Source organism: Sporosarcina sp. P12(2017), assembly GCF_002743035.1.
In the GTDB taxonomy this organism is placed as follows: domain Bacteria; phylum Bacillota; class Bacilli; order Bacillales_A; family Planococcaceae; genus Sporosarcina; species Sporosarcina ureae.
Map to the genome: position 1 here is coordinate 38,967 of NZ_PDYL01000022.1, position 14,251 is coordinate 53,217.

Genomic DNA, 14,251 nt, shown 5'->3' on the forward strand with positions numbered 1-14,251 from the left:
TCATGAAATTCTAGTATACTAGAAAAACAAAATAAATACCATTCTGACGAAAGAAAAAATTCATATCATACTATGTAAAAATTTACTGAATAATCAAGTGGCTTATAAAGCAATTCGCGGTTACAAGATGATGTTTGGCCTGAGTTGAAAATTCTATGTGTAAACTAGTTAAATTAGGAATTAAATGTATGAAGTTAAGTTCATAGTAAGGAGTTGATTGCGTAGTGTGCAATCAACTCTTTTTTAATTGAAAATACGCGAGGGCTTCATAAGAGGGGCTTTTCTTAGGATGAATTTTAAACAATGTGAAACCTGCTATTGTAATAGGAACAGGTTCTATAGACTTTTTTTCTAATTGCATTTTTTCAGTGGTCTTGCGTTTTTTAGCTATCGTGATATGCGGAACGAAACGAGTGTCTTTTTCCAACTCAAGGATCTTCTCTGTACGTCTAGCGATTTGCCTTTGTAGTTCGCATAAAGTGTCGGAATTCTGAACCGCTAGAAAAACGACACGTGGTCCACTTGCAGATCCAAAAAATGATAAACCTTGCAAGTACACTGTGAACTCTGTATGCGATGTAGCGATTTTCTGTAGACTGGATTTCAGCCATGGGAGCTTAGCCTCGTCAAGCTCTCCGATATAGCGCATAGTCAAATGTAAATCTTTAGCGTGCGGAATTACTTTGTATTTCTCGTTTAATTGGTATTCTGTACGAAATTGCTGGGCTATGTCATCAACAGGATGAGCAATAGAGATGCCGATAAAGTAATGTTGTCCCAATTCCAGCTCACCTCCTATTCAGTAGGTTCCCTTACACTTTGAAATATATGCACGACTGTACAAAATAATCTGTGTATAGCCCGCGGTTTAGGGAACGTACTAACAAATCATATAAATAATGTGTATAATAAGAGTAGGATATAACTGAATTATTATAATTGCAAAGGGGATGTCACGATGATTAAAACATTGATTTTTGATCTGGATGATACATTGATATGGGATGCCAAGAGTATTTCTATGGCATTTCAAAAAACATGTGAATATGCGACAAAGAAAACAGGAGTCAATCCAGTAGAACTTGAGCATGCTGTGCGTCAGGAAGCAAGAGACTTGTATGCTACATATGAGACATTTCCACATACTCAAAATATCGGAATTAATCCTTTTGAAGGATTATGGGGTGTCTTTGACGATGAAGGAGAAGAGTTTCAGAAGATGAAAGAGATTGTTCCTGGCTACCAAAAGGGAGCTTGGGTCAATGGCTTAAAGAAATTAGGGGTTGATGATGAAGCGTTTGGTTGGGAATTAGCGGATGTGTTTCCAAAAGAGCGTAAGAATAGCCCCTATATATATGAAGAGACGTATGAAGTATTGGATAAATTGAAGGGTAACTATCAGTTAATTCTTTTGACAAACGGTTCACCAAGTTTACAACAGATTAAATTAACAATTTCACCTGAAATCCCTAGTTACTTTGATCATATTATCGTTTCTGGTGCATTTGGTAAAGGAAAACCTGACGCATCTATATTCAAGCATGTTCTTAATTTAAGCGGTGCACAAGCAGATGAAGCGTTAATGATAGGTGATAACTTAATGACAGATATTTTAGGTTCAAGTCGTATTGGTATGCGTAATGTATGGATTAATCGTGAAAATAAGCTTCCGAATGATGAAGTGAAACCTACTTATGAAATCGATAATTTACATGGTCTTTTCCCTATACTTAGCACATTAGAAAACCGATGAGATGATCTCATCGGTTTTGATTCTATTTAACTTATTTTTAGCTGATCGTACAGCAAGGAGGTATTGGATGCTAGAATATTTATTGGTGTTTTTAGGAGCGGCTATACCGTGGATAGAAATTATGATTGTCGTGCCGTTAGGTATTATTCGAGGTCTATCACCTATGTGGGTAATCATTCTTTCATTTGCCGGTAATATGACAACAATTCTTCTGTTGATTGTTGGTTTCCAACGAATTAAGGAATGGATGGCACGTAGAAAACAGAAGAAGGGAAAAGGCGAGTCGAAACGTCAACAACGTGCAGAACAAATTATGAACATATATGGATTACCGGTTTTAGCACTAGCGGGTCCAATTTTGATCGGAACACACATCGCGGCTTTTATTGGTCTTGTATTAGGCGCAAAGAAAATGAATACGGCAATTTGGTCAGCGATCAGTATTGCGCTTTGGTGTTTAGTGTTCGGAATTCTGACTGCTATGGGATTTGATTTCTTTGTCGATCGTACATAAAAAAACCTCCAGCTGAAAATATATCAGCAGGAGGTTTTCATTCTTATAGATCGATTGCTTTTGCATCATTTATATTTTGAACTTCTTTGATACGCTTGATAGAAACCGACTCAACGTGGTTGTCGACAGCTAACATCATGATAGCATATCCGCCTTCAGTGGAACGTCCAACTTGCATTGCGGCAATGTTGATATTCTCTTCTGCTAGAAGTGTCCCTACACGACCAATTGCACCTGGCTGGTCTCTGTGTCGGATAAATAATAAGTGACCGCTTGGAATTACATCCACTACATAATCGTCCACTTTTACAATACGTGCACCAAGACCATTTAGAAGTGTACCCGCTACTTTGCGAACACCTTTCTCAGTAACAATTTCTACTGTAATCAAGTTCAAGAAACCTTTACCAGTAGTTGTTTTTTGTTCATTTACTTTAATGCCGTAACGATCAGCCAATAACTTCGCATTTACATCGTTAACAGTTTCTCCAAGGTTACGCTTCAAAAGACCTTTGACTGTATTACGAGTTAGTGCGCGCACATCGTAGTTTGCCAATTCGCCAGCATATTGAATATTGATTTCATGGATAACGGAGTTTTGGATTTGTGATAAGAACATACCCAACTTCTCTGTAAGATCGAAGAATGGCTCTATTATTGCCAACACATCACGAGAAACAGATGGCAAGTTTACTGGGTTACGAACAGATCCGATTGTCAAGAAGTTCACTACGTCGCGGCTTACGTCGACTGCTACTGATTCCTGTGCTTCGAATGTACTTGCTCCCAAGTGTGGAGTCGCAATTACTTCAGGTAATGTCAATAATTTGTGGTCGAGGAATGGCTCTTCTTCGAATACGTCCAATGCTGCACCCGCCACTTTACCAGCAACGATTGCATCGTATAGAGCATCTTCGTCAATAATTCCACCGCGTGCACAGTTGATAATTTGTACGCCGTCTTTCATTTTCTCAAATGCTTCTTTGTTGATCATTCTACGGGTTTCTTTAAGTAAAGGTGTGTGAACTGTAATGAAGTCTGCTACTTCGAGCACTTCATCTACTGTTCCAATTTCAATACCCAATTTCTTTGCAACATCTTCTGTTAGGTACGGGTCATATGCTACTACATTCATGCGTTGTCCTCTTGCGCGTCTTGCAACTTCAGCACCAATACGACCGAGCCCGATGATTCCTAAAGTTTTGTCTTTCAATTCCACACCAAGGAATGATTTTCTATCCCATTTATTATTTTTCAACGAGTTGAAAGCTTGAGGAATTTTGCGTGCCATAGACATCATCATTGCGACTGTGTGCTCAGCTGCAGAGTTTGTGTTGCCGTCCGGAGCATTGACAACGATAATTCCTTTTTCGGTAGCTGCGTCCAAATCGATATTATCGACACCTACACCAGCACGACCGATGATCTTTAATTGATCAGCTGCTTCCAACAATTCTTTTGTAACTGTTGTCTGACTACGTACTAGTAGTGCGTCGAAATCTTTAATACGCTCTTTCAGCTGATCTGGTGTCATGTCCGTTTCCATTACAATTTCAAAACCTTCTGCTTGTCGTAATGGGAAAATTCCGTCCTCGCTAAGTGGGTCACTAATAAGTATTTTAAAAGCCATGATATTCATTCTCTCCTTCGATAGTTTGTAGTGGGTGTTTTTGTAGAAACTAGGTGCAGTCGTTCGTATATGTATGTTGCGCGCTACCCCCCTTATAGGTAAAATAAAAAAGCCTTCCATCCCTTACGTATAAGTAAGGGGCGAAAAGCTCGATAAACTAACGCGGTACCACCCTTGTTTGCTGCAATTGCAGCCTTCATTCAGGATGCGTAACGTGCATGTGACGGATCAGCCTACTAAAAAAGTTCAGCTAATCAATTCAGAAGTGCCCCCAACCTCAGAATTTGCTGACTTTCACCTTTGCATCAGCTCTCTGGAAAATCCTTTTTAGGAAGGTATCTCTTCGTCAAAATTGTTTAACAACTATTAATTTAGAACTAATCATAACACGTCAAAAACTATTGTCAATTGCTTTTCTCGAAAATCCGAAAAACAGTTAAATGCGAACGTAATTATTGAATTATTTGTGAACGTTCGTGTTTGGGGAGTTAATTATAAAAAAACATCTTTAATTGAACTGAGTGAAAGGAATTTGCTTAAGTCGTCTAAAGAGAAGAAGTACAGATAAAAGTGTTATAGTGAGCTTATACTATTCGTAAAGAGGAGTGTTGGAAATTGAAAAAATTAGAATCTCTAGAGCAATTTGAGCAACTTAAACAGGAAGAAAGAGTAATTTTCTTATTCACTGCAGACTGGTGTCCAGATTGTAGAGTGATTGAACCATTCTTACCTACACTAGAAATTGAGTTTGCAGAGTATGAGTTCATCTCGGTTGATCGTGATGAATTTATAGAGCTTTGCAGTCAGTTGGATATATTCGGTATTCCTAGTTTTGTGGCATTTAGCGAAGGAACAGAAAAAGGTCGTTTGGTAAGTAAGAATCGTAAAACTAAAGAAGAGATTGAGGAGTTTATTAATAGTTTAACGTAATGCAATAATTCTCTATGAGTGGATCAAGAGACAATTAAACAAAAGGACTGAAGACAACTGTAACTGTTGTTTTCGGTCCTTTTTTATAAGAAAAGATTTTACAATAGTTCTTATATATTTGTATTATGTGAAATCTTTCAGTTGCTCTATAAGGATTTTTGCGCCTCGTGGACTGATGTATAGACCGTTCGACAATTGCTTGTTTTCATCCATCACATCGCCGGTGATAAAACATGCTCTGTTGACCTGATATTTTCTCAATATAATTCTGTCATCCTCTACGAAAATTTCGATAGGGTCACCTTGATCGATCGACATAGAATTCCGAAGTTCTTTCGGAATGACAATCCTGCCGAGATGATCAACTTTACGAACTATACCTAAAGATTTCATAAGCTCCTCCTCGAAGAAAAGTAGTTGGTAATTTCTATTATACACAAAAATAGACCATCTACAATTTACAAAACTAAAATGCGCAGAACAATTTGACAATTCTGCTATACAATTAAATTATTAATGCTATAATAGTCAGTAATTAAATATTTCTTATCAAGAGAAGCTGAGGGAATTGGCCTGATGAAGCTTCAGCAACCTCTGTGCATACAGGAAGGTGCTACCTCCAACAAGATTGTTGTCTTGAGAGATAAGAACGGTGAACAGTCAACCCTCATTTTCTTATCTAATAGAAATGAGGGTTTTTTGTATAGAAATAGTAATAATAGAACGTTAAGGGGGAAATAGTATGCCGATTAATATACCGAAACATCTACCAGCAGGAGAATTATTGAAAGAAGAGAAAATCTTTATTATGGATGAAGAACGTGCCACAACACAGGATATCCGTCCAATCAATATTTTGATTTTGAACTTGATGCCAGAAAAAGAGAAGACTGAGTTACAATTGCTTCGATTGCTTGGAAATACACCATTACAAGTGAATGTCACATTCCTCAATACAGCATCCTATGTTTCAAAAAACGTCAGTCAGACTCATTTAGAAACCTTCTATACTACTTTTGAACATGTTAAAGCTCGTCGTTTTGACGGTATGATCATCACAGGTGCGCCAATCGAACTTTTACAATTTGAAGATGTAGTCTATTGGAAAGAGTTAGAAGAGATCATGGAATGGACAAAAACGAACGTTACATCAGTGCTCCATATTTGCTGGGGGGCACAAGCGGCCCTTTATCATCATTACGGAATTGACAAGTTCGAGTTGTCAAAGAAATGTTTTGGAGTGTTTTCACATGATATTACCGATCCGACAGTGAACTTGGCACGCGGATTCAATGATGTATTTGTAGCGCCACACTCACGCCATACGGGGGTTTCATTAGAAGAAATAAAGAGTCATCCCGATTTGACTCTACTTTCTGCTTCTGAAGAGGCAGGTGCATTCATTGTGATCTCAAATGATGCAAAGCATATTATGGTAACTGGACATTTAGAATACGATGCACATACCTTGGGGGATGAATATGCTCGCGATGTAGAAAAAGGTGCTGATATTGACATTCCTGTAAATTATTATCCGAATGATGATCCATCAAAAGAACCTATGAATACTTGGCGTTCCCACACGCATTTATTATTCTCTAATTGGCTCAATTACTATGTCTACCAAAAAACTCCTTACAACTGGAGTTAAAAGAATTGCAGTATAAATTTCTATAGTTTGCACATACTCCGACTACTGGAGGTGTATGCAGTGAACATAGATGAATTTTGGGAATTGGCTTTTTGGGAAATGACTTTACGAACGGTGATTTCATTTATTGTACTGTTGATCTTAGCGCGCTTCATGGGGAAGAAACAAGTGTCTCAGCTGACTTTCTTTCATTATGTAACAGGCATAACGATTGGTTCGATTGCAGCCAACTTGGCGGGAGAGTCTGAAACACCTTTCTTAAATGGCTTATATGGAATGGTTTTATGGGCAGTGTTAACGATTATTGCTAACTTTTTATCATTCAAATCCATCAAACTTCGCGTATTACTCGATGATAAACCGATAATTGTCATTCAAAATGGAAAAATCCTAGAAGGTTCCATGCGTAAATTACGGTTGAGTTTCAATGATTTAAATATGTTGCTACGAGAGCAGTCGGTATTTTCGATGAAGGATGTCAATTACGCGATATTCGAAACGAATGGTAATTTGAGTGTCATGCTAAATACGGGCGAGAAATATGCGACAAAGAAAGATGTCAAAGCTCCATCACCAACGCCAAAATATATTCCGACTGAAATTATTACTAATGGGAAAGTAGAAGAGAAAAGTATGCGAGAACTTCAATTGACCGATACTTGGCTAACAGAACAATTAAAAAAGCAGGGGATTTCTAAGCCTGAGCATGTTCTCTATGCAGAAATTCAGACAGATGGTAGTTTATATATTAATACATTAAAATCGACTTAACGTGGAGAGCTCTGACATATTCAGAGCTCTTCGCGTTTTTTATAATATTTCCCAATTTCTTTGTTTGGCCACGACAGTAAGTTTTTCATCTGGACGAACTGCTACAGGGGAGCCAACTTTCTCTAAAACTGGAAGGTCGGAAATGCTGTCTCCATAGGCAAAGCTATTGTCCCAGTCGATAGTTTCTCCTTGTAGTGCTTGGTAAATTTGTTCGTTTTTACGTGTACCTTGAATATGTAATAAGGGCTGATCCATTGCAAGTTGTTCGCCATTTGACGGGATGTCTGTGCCAATAATTCGATCAAATATTAGGTGACTTGTAACTGCTTTTAAGAAAGGAGTATAGGCTCCAGAAACGAGCAAGACATGGTATCCATCTTTTCGGTGCTTTGCCAGTCGATTAATGACTTGTTCGTTAAAGTCCGGCATCATAACGTTATGCATGCCTTTGAAAAACTCATGTAGTTCCGTCATCGTTAATGAGTCTAAGGCTTTAAGATAAAGGTGCATCGAGCGCTCTTTCATGACAGATTCAGGCAGTATTTTTAATTTATAGCGAATGTAAAGTGGTAATATTGAACGGTAGAACTTCCTATAATACTGCTTGTAAGTAGGATGATTTTTTAATTGCTCCATGAGTAATTTAAAAGTTTCTTTAGTGTACAACGTACCATCAAAATCAAAGATCGCAACTTTCATATAGACACTCCTCTTTTGTATGCTTCTACTTAGTATACAAATATAACGAGTGTAATAGCAAAAAGCAGATGGAGTTTTTCCCCATCTGCTTGAATCGTTAACTTATTGCAGGTTGTTTGGCATACCCGGTTGACCTTGGGAAGGCGCAAAAGAATTTAGCAACATATTCATGTCCTGATCATTTAATTGTGGAACTTGATAATATTGATGTTTGTTTTGGTAAATGGACAACTCGTATGCCATTTCTATACAGTTGGGCACAGAATCTGCAAGTACACGGCGAACGACTGGATTACATACTTCTAATGAAGCAGCCGTTTTGCCTGTAGCGCCTTCTTTTGTAGCGCCCAACAAAAATCCGGAGATGATTTCATCACTGATTTCACCTGTAGATTGAATAGGTTTAGCAGGTGCTTTTTCTTTCATGCCGTAAATGAAATCGCTGCTTGCTTTCATTTGATAGCGCTGTGTAGGATGTGAAGGATCTTTGCCTGTCTTAAAACTTTCGACAAGGATATTGTACTCATCCAGCGTGAATCGGTATTGTCGATCAAGAATATCGAGAAGTTCTGGATCTTGGACGTGTGGACGTAAAATCATTGCTTGGTTTAATGCTCCAACGGTCGCGCTTAGTATCTCTTTAACATCAAATAACTCATGTCCCCCGTGATTCATCGATGGTGGTACCGCTCCGCCTTGCATGTGTTGAGATGTTTCGAATTGATTTGTCAAATTTATTTCCTCCTTCAATTGTCATGTACATCGAGAGTAGTATGTGAAATCATCGAAATCCTATACATATGAGATGGCATTCACGACTCATGCATAGTTTGTAACGCACCATCATATCATAAGGATAGAACTCAAGAAGGGTAGTGGGGATACATGCAGATTCATGTAGTTTCGCAAGGGGAGAGTTTATATGAAATTGGTAACATATACGGTGTGCCATACGAACAAATAGCAGAAGTTAATGAATTAGAGAGCGAAATACGATTAGCTGTGGGACAAGCGCTTGTCATTCCAATAATAGGTTCTTATTACTGGGTGCGACCTGGAGATAGCCTATATACAATTGCACAGAGATACGGTTTAACAGTTGCGCGCTTGGCGCAAATTAATGCAATCGACCCTACTAGAATGTTAATGATCGGTCAGCGTCTGTATATACCACAAGAAGTGAAAACGTTAATTGATTCATTATTATATGTAGAACCGCGTAATCCTGTCAGTCAAGATATGCTGGCGGAAGTTCGTGAACGTGTGGATGGTCTCACGTATCTCGCAATGTTTAGCTATGAAGTACAACGTGACGGATCACTCAAAGCACCAGCGCTCGCCGATATTCCGACTATTGCAGAAAATGCAGGTGCTCAAAATATACTAGTGCTGACCAATTTAGAAAACTATTCATTCAGTGCGGATTTGGCGCATGTGATTTTTACCGATCAAGCTGCACAAAACCAAATGATTCAAAGTGCCATTGAAGTAGCAAAAGAAATCGGCTATAGTGATATTCACTTCGACTTTGAGTTATTATTCCCAGAAGATCGGGAATTATATAATCAATTATTACGTAATGCGCGTGATCAAATTCATAAAGCGGGCCTGACAATTTCCACAGCACTTGCACCAAAAGCTGGGGAAGTAACGACAGGTATTTATGGCGCCCATGATTATAAAGCACATGGAGAGATTGCAGATTTCGTTGTATTGATGACGTATGAATGGGGATATACGTATAGTGCACCACAAGCTGTGAGCCCAATCGGTCCAGTCACAAAAGTAGTGGAATACGCCGTAAGTCAAATCCCGAATGAAAAAGTGTTTTTAGGACAAAATCTATACGGTTATGATTGGACAGCTCCATTTGGTCAATCGGACAGTAAAGCCGCCAGAGCATTAAGTCCACGGATGGCGACTAATCTGGCAATCGAGCAGAATGTCGCTATTGAATACGACGCATTAGCCCAAGCGCCACATTATACGTATTACGATGAAACTGGAACCGAACATGAAGTGTGGTTTGAAGATGCACGAAGCATCAATGAAAAGTTTAACTTGCTGAAGAAATTTAAGTTGCGTGGAATCATGTACTGGAAACTCGGGCTAGCATTCCCGCAAAATTGGTTGTTATTAGAAGATCGCTTTACTATTCGCAAGCGATAAATATAGGAGCCTTTCCTTAAATAAAAGGAAAGGCTCTGTCATATGAGTTGTCACTCGTTATTTAATAATTTCATAGCGCTTTGGAACACATCCATATCTGGATTTACGAGTAAAGCAGGTAGGAAAGCAAAAGTCATGATGAGGAGGAGGTTCGCTCCTAGGATTGATCGAATTGTACCTGTTTTCTTTGTCATGGCGCTTCGCCTCTTTCTTTTCGTATTGTTCTCACTAGTATGTGTATGCGCTTACATTTAGAACTTCACGTAGTTTGTTTGAATAGTCTAATGATACTCTGAATTCAGTCGAATGTAAATGATAAAGTTTAATATAGTACATAAAATTGACACAAAAGTTAAGTCAAAATTGAGATATTCTAAAAAAATCTTGTAACTTGCTATCTTTTCAGTGATAATATTGGAATACAAAGAAATATTTCGAACAATTAAAATTCAATTTATATTAGTAGAATTTACTCTCTTAACATACAAGTATTTTGAAATCATAGTCTCTGAGTAAATGAGCGACTGGTCAGTCAACAGTTTTTAATTAACAACTAAGGAAAGGGATGATCGCAAATGACAAAGGTTGATGAGGTAGAATATAATAATCGCAAACGAGCAAATGATTACGTTCATAATGTATATGAATTGGTGAAAAAAAGGAATCCAGATGAGAAGGAATTTCTACAAGCGACAAGAGAGATTTTTGATTCTCTTCGTCCCGTCTTTGCTAAGCATCCCGAATTCATGGAAAACGGAATTCTTGAACGAATCACAGAGCCAGAACGAATTATTTCCTTCCGCGTAGCGTGGGAAGATGATAAAGGTAAGGTGCAAGTAAATAGAGGTTTCCGCGTTCAGTTCAATAGCGATCTCGGACCTTATAAGGGAGGACTTCGTTTCCACCCATCTGTAAATAATAGTATTATGAAATTCCTCGCTTTTGAGCAAATCTTCAAAAATGCTTTAACAGGACAGCCAATCGGGGCAGGTAAAGGTGGATCTGATTTCGATCCAAAGGGGAAGTCTGATCGTGAAGTCATGCGCTTTACGCAAAGTTTCATGACAGAACTTAGCAGACATATTGGACCGGACATCGACGTGCCAGCAGGAGATATTGGTGTTGGTAAACGTGAAATCGGCTATTTATTCGGTCAATACAACCGGATTAAAGGTGGCTATGAAGCAGGTATTTTAACTGGGAAAAATCCTGATCATGGTGGGAGTCTTGGTCGTAAAGAAGCGACTGGTTACGGTACAGTGTACTTTGTTGATGAGATGCTGAAAGAAAACAAACTTTCATTAGAAGGTCAAACTGTTGTAGTTTCAGGTTCAGGTAATGTTTCGACGTATGCAATGGAGAAAGCTATGCAACTTGGAGCGAAAGTTGTGGCATGTAGTGATTCTGATGGCTATATCTACGACAAGAACGGAATTGATCTTGAATTAGTGAAGGAACTAAAAGAGTACGGAAATAAACGTATTTGGGAATATACGAAAGAACATCTTGATGCAGAGTATCATGCAAATTGTACGGAAATTTGGTCTATTCCATGTGATATTGCCCTTCCATGTGCTACACAAAATGAAATCGATGAAATTGCTGCACATATGCTAATCGCAAATGGTGTTAAAGCAGTTGGTGAAGGTGCAAATATGCCATGTACAATTGAAGCGATTGTCATTTTCCAAGAACACAATGTGTTATTCGCACCAGCTAAAGCTGCCAATGCGGGTGGCGTAGCTGTTTCCGCTATGGAAATGTCTCAGAATAGCCAGCGTCTATCATGGTCAGAAGAACAAGTAGATATGCATTTGAAAGAGGTTATGCAGAATATCTATAAAGACTGTAGTAATGCAGCGACGGACTATGGTAAACCAGGCAATCTAGTAATGGGGGCTAACGTAGCAGGCTTCCTGAGAGTAGCCGATGCGATGGTTGCACACGGAATTCGATAAGTGATATTAAGCAGACACATTTTTTTACATAATGTGTCTGTTTTTTTATGCTTTCCTATTGCGCTTCAACTAAAATATGTTATTATAAAAATACGTTAAGTTGAATAAACATACACTTGCTTGCATGAAAGGGGATCTACCCATGAAAAAGAAAAAAGTCGTTTTAGCCTACTCAGGCGGTTTAGACACATCAGTTGCGATTCAGTGGTTAACGGATCAAGGATATAGTGTAATAGCAGTTTGCTTAGATGTCGGTGAAGGAAAAGATCTCGACTTTATTAAGGAAAAAGCTCTTACAGTTGGCGCGATCAGCAGCTATGTTATTGATGCGCGTGAAGAATTCGCACAAGATTTCGTCCTACTTTCATTGCAAGCTCAAACATATTATGAGAATAAATATCCACTAGTCTCTGCGTTATCCCGTCCGCTTATCTCCAAAAAGTTGGTGGAAATTGCGCATCAAGAACAAGCAACTGCAGTAGCTCATGGATGCACAGGAAAAGGAAATGACCAAGTACGTTTTGAAGTAGCGATCAAGTCGCTGGATCCAACGCTTGAAGTCGTAGCACCTGTGCGTTCATGGAGTTGGTCACGTGAAGAAGAAATTCATTATGCACAAGAACATAATATTCCCATACCGATTGATTTGGATAATCCATACTCAGTGGACCAAAACTTGTGGGGGCGTGCAAATGAATGCGGAATTCTAGAGGACCCGTGGGCAACACCTCCAGAGGACGCGTTCGGTTTAACGGTTTCCATTGAAAATGCACCCAATACCGCTGATATTATCGAAATTGGCTTTGAACAAGGTGTTCCGGTTACGATTGATGGAGAAAAGTATATATTAAGTGAACTGATCACCAAGTTGAATGAAATTGCTGGTAAACATGGGGTCGGCCGTATCGATCACGTAGAAAATCGTTTAGTCGGTATCAAATCCCGTGAAGTGTATGAAGCACCAGGAGCTATCACGTTGTTGAAAGCACATAAGGAACTGGAAGATTTAACGCTTGTAAAAGAATTAGCGCATTTCAAACCGATCATTTCACAAAAACTTGGTGAATTGATTTATAACGGTCTTTGGTTCTCTCCTTTACGTAATGCACTTGAGGCATTTATTAAAGAGACACAGCAATATGTCAACGGTACAGTTCGTGTGAAATTGTTCAAAGGCCATGCAATAGTAGAAGGTCGTAAATCTCCCAATTCTCTATATGATGAGAAATTAGCGACTTATACAGCTGATGATGAATTTGATCAAGCTGCAGCGGTCGGTTTCATCAAGCTATGGGGACTTCCTACTGAAGTGCATAGTATGGTCAATGAAAAGCAAGTTGTGAAGAAGTCTTAAGATGGATAGTTAGAGCAGCGCGGCCAAAAGCTTCGCTGCTCTTTTTTGAAACTACTTTTCATTCATCACCGTCTTATGAATATAGCAGGGGGTGTCTGAATGAAGAAATTATGGGGTATAGCCATAATGGTAGTGTTGATCATTGTGGGACTGGGGATGTGTTGGATGTTACCAGGGGATCGAATAAAACAAGCGCAACTGATGAAAGCGAATGGAAACTATGACTATGCAATTATTCTAGGTGCCAAAGTGAACGGTGAAGTTCCTTCGCTGTCATTACGTTACCGGTTGGAGAGCGCTGTGGAGTATGCAGCGCAATATCCGCATGTGCAGCTTGTACTTTCAGGTGGGCAAGGAAAAGATGAAGACATCAGCGAGGCCGAAGCCATGTATCGTTATTTAAAAGAGCATGGTATTGCAAAGGAACGGTTAGTTATTGAAGATCAATCCACTTCCACATATGAAAATCTACAATTCAGCCAAAATATCATTCCTGAAGTGGCGGGTGTGACTATAATCAGTAGCGATTACCACTTGGCTAGAGCGAGATTTCTTGCTAGACAGATCGGATGGGAGTCTGATGTCGTTGCAGCGAAGACTCCTGAATCTGTCAAAGCAAGAGTAGGTCTTCGTGAACGCTTGGCTTTATTGAAAACATGGTTGTTCAGACGATAGGGTTATATTGAAAATAAAACATACTAACATTAGTAGCACAAACCAAGGCCATGGTTTGTGCTACTATTTTTTATAGTAGAAGTGAAGAAAAGCCGACCAGCCTCTGGGACCATTTGTGAGTCCGTATATAAAACCGGCTAACTTCAC

Annotated in this window: 15 protein-coding genes, 1 riboswitch and 1 other annotated feature; of the genes, 9 read left to right on the forward strand and 6 right to left on the reverse strand. The window is 39.0% G+C overall.

All coding sequences use genetic code 11. The features are described from left to right. Nucleotides 1-232: 232 nt before the first annotated feature. Nucleotides 233-781: an RNA 2',3'-cyclic phosphodiesterase gene (gene thpR, locus CSV80_RS15505; RefSeq protein ID WP_158231925.1), complete on the reverse strand. Its 549-nt coding sequence runs from the start codon at nucleotides 779-781 to the stop codon at nucleotides 233-235. A gap of 177 nt (nucleotides 782-958) precedes the next feature. Here thpR and CSV80_RS15510 point away from each other — a divergent pair, with 177 nt between their 5' ends. After that, complete coding sequence (locus tag CSV80_RS15510; protein ID WP_099671519.1) at nucleotides 959-1,753, forward strand: HAD family hydrolase; 795 nt, start codon at nucleotides 959-961, stop codon at nucleotides 1,751-1,753. 67 nt (nucleotides 1,754-1,820) lie between these two features. Beyond that, the gene (locus tag CSV80_RS15515; RefSeq protein WP_099671520.1) at nucleotides 1,821-2,267 is read left to right on the forward strand and encodes a small multi-drug export protein; all 447 of its coding nucleotides are present in this window, start codon (nucleotides 1,821-1,823) and stop codon (nucleotides 2,265-2,267) included. A gap of 43 nt (nucleotides 2,268-2,310) precedes the next feature. Here CSV80_RS15515 and serA read toward each other — a convergent pair whose 3' ends face one another. Further along, nucleotides 2,311-3,897, reverse strand: a complete 1,587-nt coding sequence (serA, locus tag CSV80_RS15520) for a phosphoglycerate dehydrogenase (RefSeq protein ID WP_099671521.1) — start codon at nucleotides 3,895-3,897, stop codon at nucleotides 2,311-2,313. A 133-nt stretch (nucleotides 3,898-4,030) separates the two neighbouring features. Next, nucleotides 4,031-4,256: a binding site (T-box leader), on the reverse strand. Nucleotides 4,257-4,512: 256 nt separating this feature from the next. On the opposite strand from serA, the gene CSV80_RS15525 reads away from it, so the two are divergent. Then, nucleotides 4,513-4,827, forward strand: coding sequence for a thioredoxin family protein (locus CSV80_RS15525; RefSeq protein ID WP_099671522.1), 315 nt, complete (start codon nucleotides 4,513-4,515; stop codon nucleotides 4,825-4,827). 123 nt (nucleotides 4,828-4,950) lie between these two features. Here CSV80_RS15525 and CSV80_RS15530 read toward each other — a convergent pair whose 3' ends face one another. After that, nucleotides 4,951-5,220 (reverse strand): AbrB/MazE/SpoVT family DNA-binding domain-containing protein, encoded by a 270-nt coding sequence (locus tag CSV80_RS15530; RefSeq protein WP_029052739.1) that lies wholly within the window; start codon nucleotides 5,218-5,220, stop codon nucleotides 4,951-4,953. A gap of 150 nt (nucleotides 5,221-5,370) precedes the next feature. Then, nucleotides 5,371-5,477: riboswitch (SAM riboswitch) on the forward strand. A 92-nt stretch (nucleotides 5,478-5,569) separates the two neighbouring features. Here CSV80_RS15530 and metA point away from each other — a divergent pair. Further along, complete coding sequence (metA, locus tag CSV80_RS15535) at nucleotides 5,570-6,478, forward strand: homoserine O-acetyltransferase MetA (protein WP_099671523.1); 909 nt, start codon at nucleotides 5,570-5,572, stop codon at nucleotides 6,476-6,478. A gap of 66 nt (nucleotides 6,479-6,544) precedes the next feature. Continuing rightward, nucleotides 6,545-7,249 (forward strand): YetF domain-containing protein, encoded by a 705-nt coding sequence (locus CSV80_RS15540; RefSeq protein WP_369802839.1) that lies wholly within the window; start codon nucleotides 6,545-6,547, stop codon nucleotides 7,247-7,249. Between the two features lie 39 nt (nucleotides 7,250-7,288). On the opposite strand, the gene CSV80_RS15545 is transcribed toward CSV80_RS15540, so the two are convergent. After that, nucleotides 7,289-7,948 carry an HAD family hydrolase gene (locus tag CSV80_RS15545; protein WP_099671524.1) on the reverse strand — a complete coding sequence of 220 codons (660 nt, stop codon included), beginning with the start codon at nucleotides 7,946-7,948 and terminating at the stop codon, nucleotides 7,289-7,291. A 102-nt stretch (nucleotides 7,949-8,050) separates the two neighbouring features. Continuing rightward, on the reverse strand, nucleotides 8,051-8,686 hold the full coding sequence (locus CSV80_RS15550; protein WP_099671530.1) for a spore coat protein: 636 nt from the start codon (nucleotides 8,684-8,686) through the stop codon (nucleotides 8,051-8,053). A gap of 147 nt (nucleotides 8,687-8,833) precedes the next feature. Here CSV80_RS15550 and CSV80_RS15555 point away from each other — a divergent pair, with 147 nt between their 5' ends. After that, a complete protein-coding gene (locus tag CSV80_RS15555; protein ID WP_099671525.1) occupies nucleotides 8,834-10,117 on the forward strand; it encodes a LysM peptidoglycan-binding domain-containing protein in 1,284 nt (427 codons plus the stop codon). Between the two features lie 50 nt (nucleotides 10,118-10,167). On the opposite strand, the gene CSV80_RS17695 is transcribed toward CSV80_RS15555, so the two are convergent. Continuing rightward, complete coding sequence (locus tag CSV80_RS17695; RefSeq protein ID WP_199083996.1) at nucleotides 10,168-10,311, reverse strand: hypothetical protein; 144 nt, start codon at nucleotides 10,309-10,311, stop codon at nucleotides 10,168-10,170. A 381-nt stretch (nucleotides 10,312-10,692) separates the two neighbouring features. On the opposite strand from CSV80_RS17695, the gene gdhA reads away from it, so the two are divergent. From gdhA to CSV80_RS15570, 3 genes are all read left to right on the forward strand, one after another. Then, the gene (gene gdhA, locus CSV80_RS15560) at nucleotides 10,693-12,075 is read left to right on the forward strand and encodes an NADP-specific glutamate dehydrogenase (protein ID WP_099671526.1); all 1,383 of its coding nucleotides are present in this window, start codon (nucleotides 10,693-10,695) and stop codon (nucleotides 12,073-12,075) included. A gap of 142 nt (nucleotides 12,076-12,217) precedes the next feature. Continuing rightward, nucleotides 12,218-13,429 (forward strand): argininosuccinate synthase, encoded by a 1,212-nt coding sequence (locus tag CSV80_RS15565; RefSeq protein WP_099671527.1) that lies wholly within the window; start codon nucleotides 12,218-12,220, stop codon nucleotides 13,427-13,429. Nucleotides 13,430-13,528: 99 nt separating this feature from the next. Next, a complete protein-coding gene (locus CSV80_RS15570; RefSeq protein WP_099671528.1) occupies nucleotides 13,529-14,104 on the forward strand; it encodes a YdcF family protein in 576 nt (191 codons plus the stop codon). Nucleotides 14,105-14,251: the final 147 nt, after the last annotated feature.

Bases quoted from the DNA above. Each gene is read 5' to 3' on its own strand.
- CSV80_RS15510 (WP_099671519.1), top strand. From the start codon at position 959: ATGATTAAAACATTGATTTTTGATCTGGATGATACATTGATATGGGAT.
- CSV80_RS15515 (WP_099671520.1), top strand. From the start codon at position 1,821: ATGCTAGAATATTTATTGGTGTTTTTAGGAGCGGCTATACCGTGGATA.
- serA (WP_099671521.1), bottom strand. From the start codon at position 3,897: ATGGCTTTTAAAATACTTATTAGTGACCCACTTAGCGAGGACGGAATT.
- CSV80_RS15530 (WP_029052739.1), bottom strand. From the start codon at position 5,220: ATGAAATCTTTAGGTATAGTTCGTAAAGTTGATCATCTCGGCAGGATT.
- metA (WP_099671523.1), top strand. From the start codon at position 5,570: ATGCCGATTAATATACCGAAACATCTACCAGCAGGAGAATTATTGAAA.
- CSV80_RS15545 (WP_099671524.1), bottom strand. From the start codon at position 7,948: ATGAAAGTTGCGATCTTTGATTTTGATGGTACGTTGTACACTAAAGAA.
- CSV80_RS15555 (WP_099671525.1), top strand. From the start codon at position 8,834: ATGCAGATTCATGTAGTTTCGCAAGGGGAGAGTTTATATGAAATTGGT.
- CSV80_RS17695 (WP_199083996.1), bottom strand. From the start codon at position 10,311: ATGACAAAGAAAACAGGTACAATTCGATCAATCCTAGGAGCGAACCTC.
- gdhA (WP_099671526.1), top strand. From the start codon at position 10,693: ATGACAAAGGTTGATGAGGTAGAATATAATAATCGCAAACGAGCAAAT.
- CSV80_RS15565 (WP_099671527.1), top strand. From the start codon at position 12,218: ATGAAAAAGAAAAAAGTCGTTTTAGCCTACTCAGGCGGTTTAGACACA.
- CSV80_RS15570 (WP_099671528.1), top strand. From the start codon at position 13,529: ATGAAGAAATTATGGGGTATAGCCATAATGGTAGTGTTGATCATTGTG.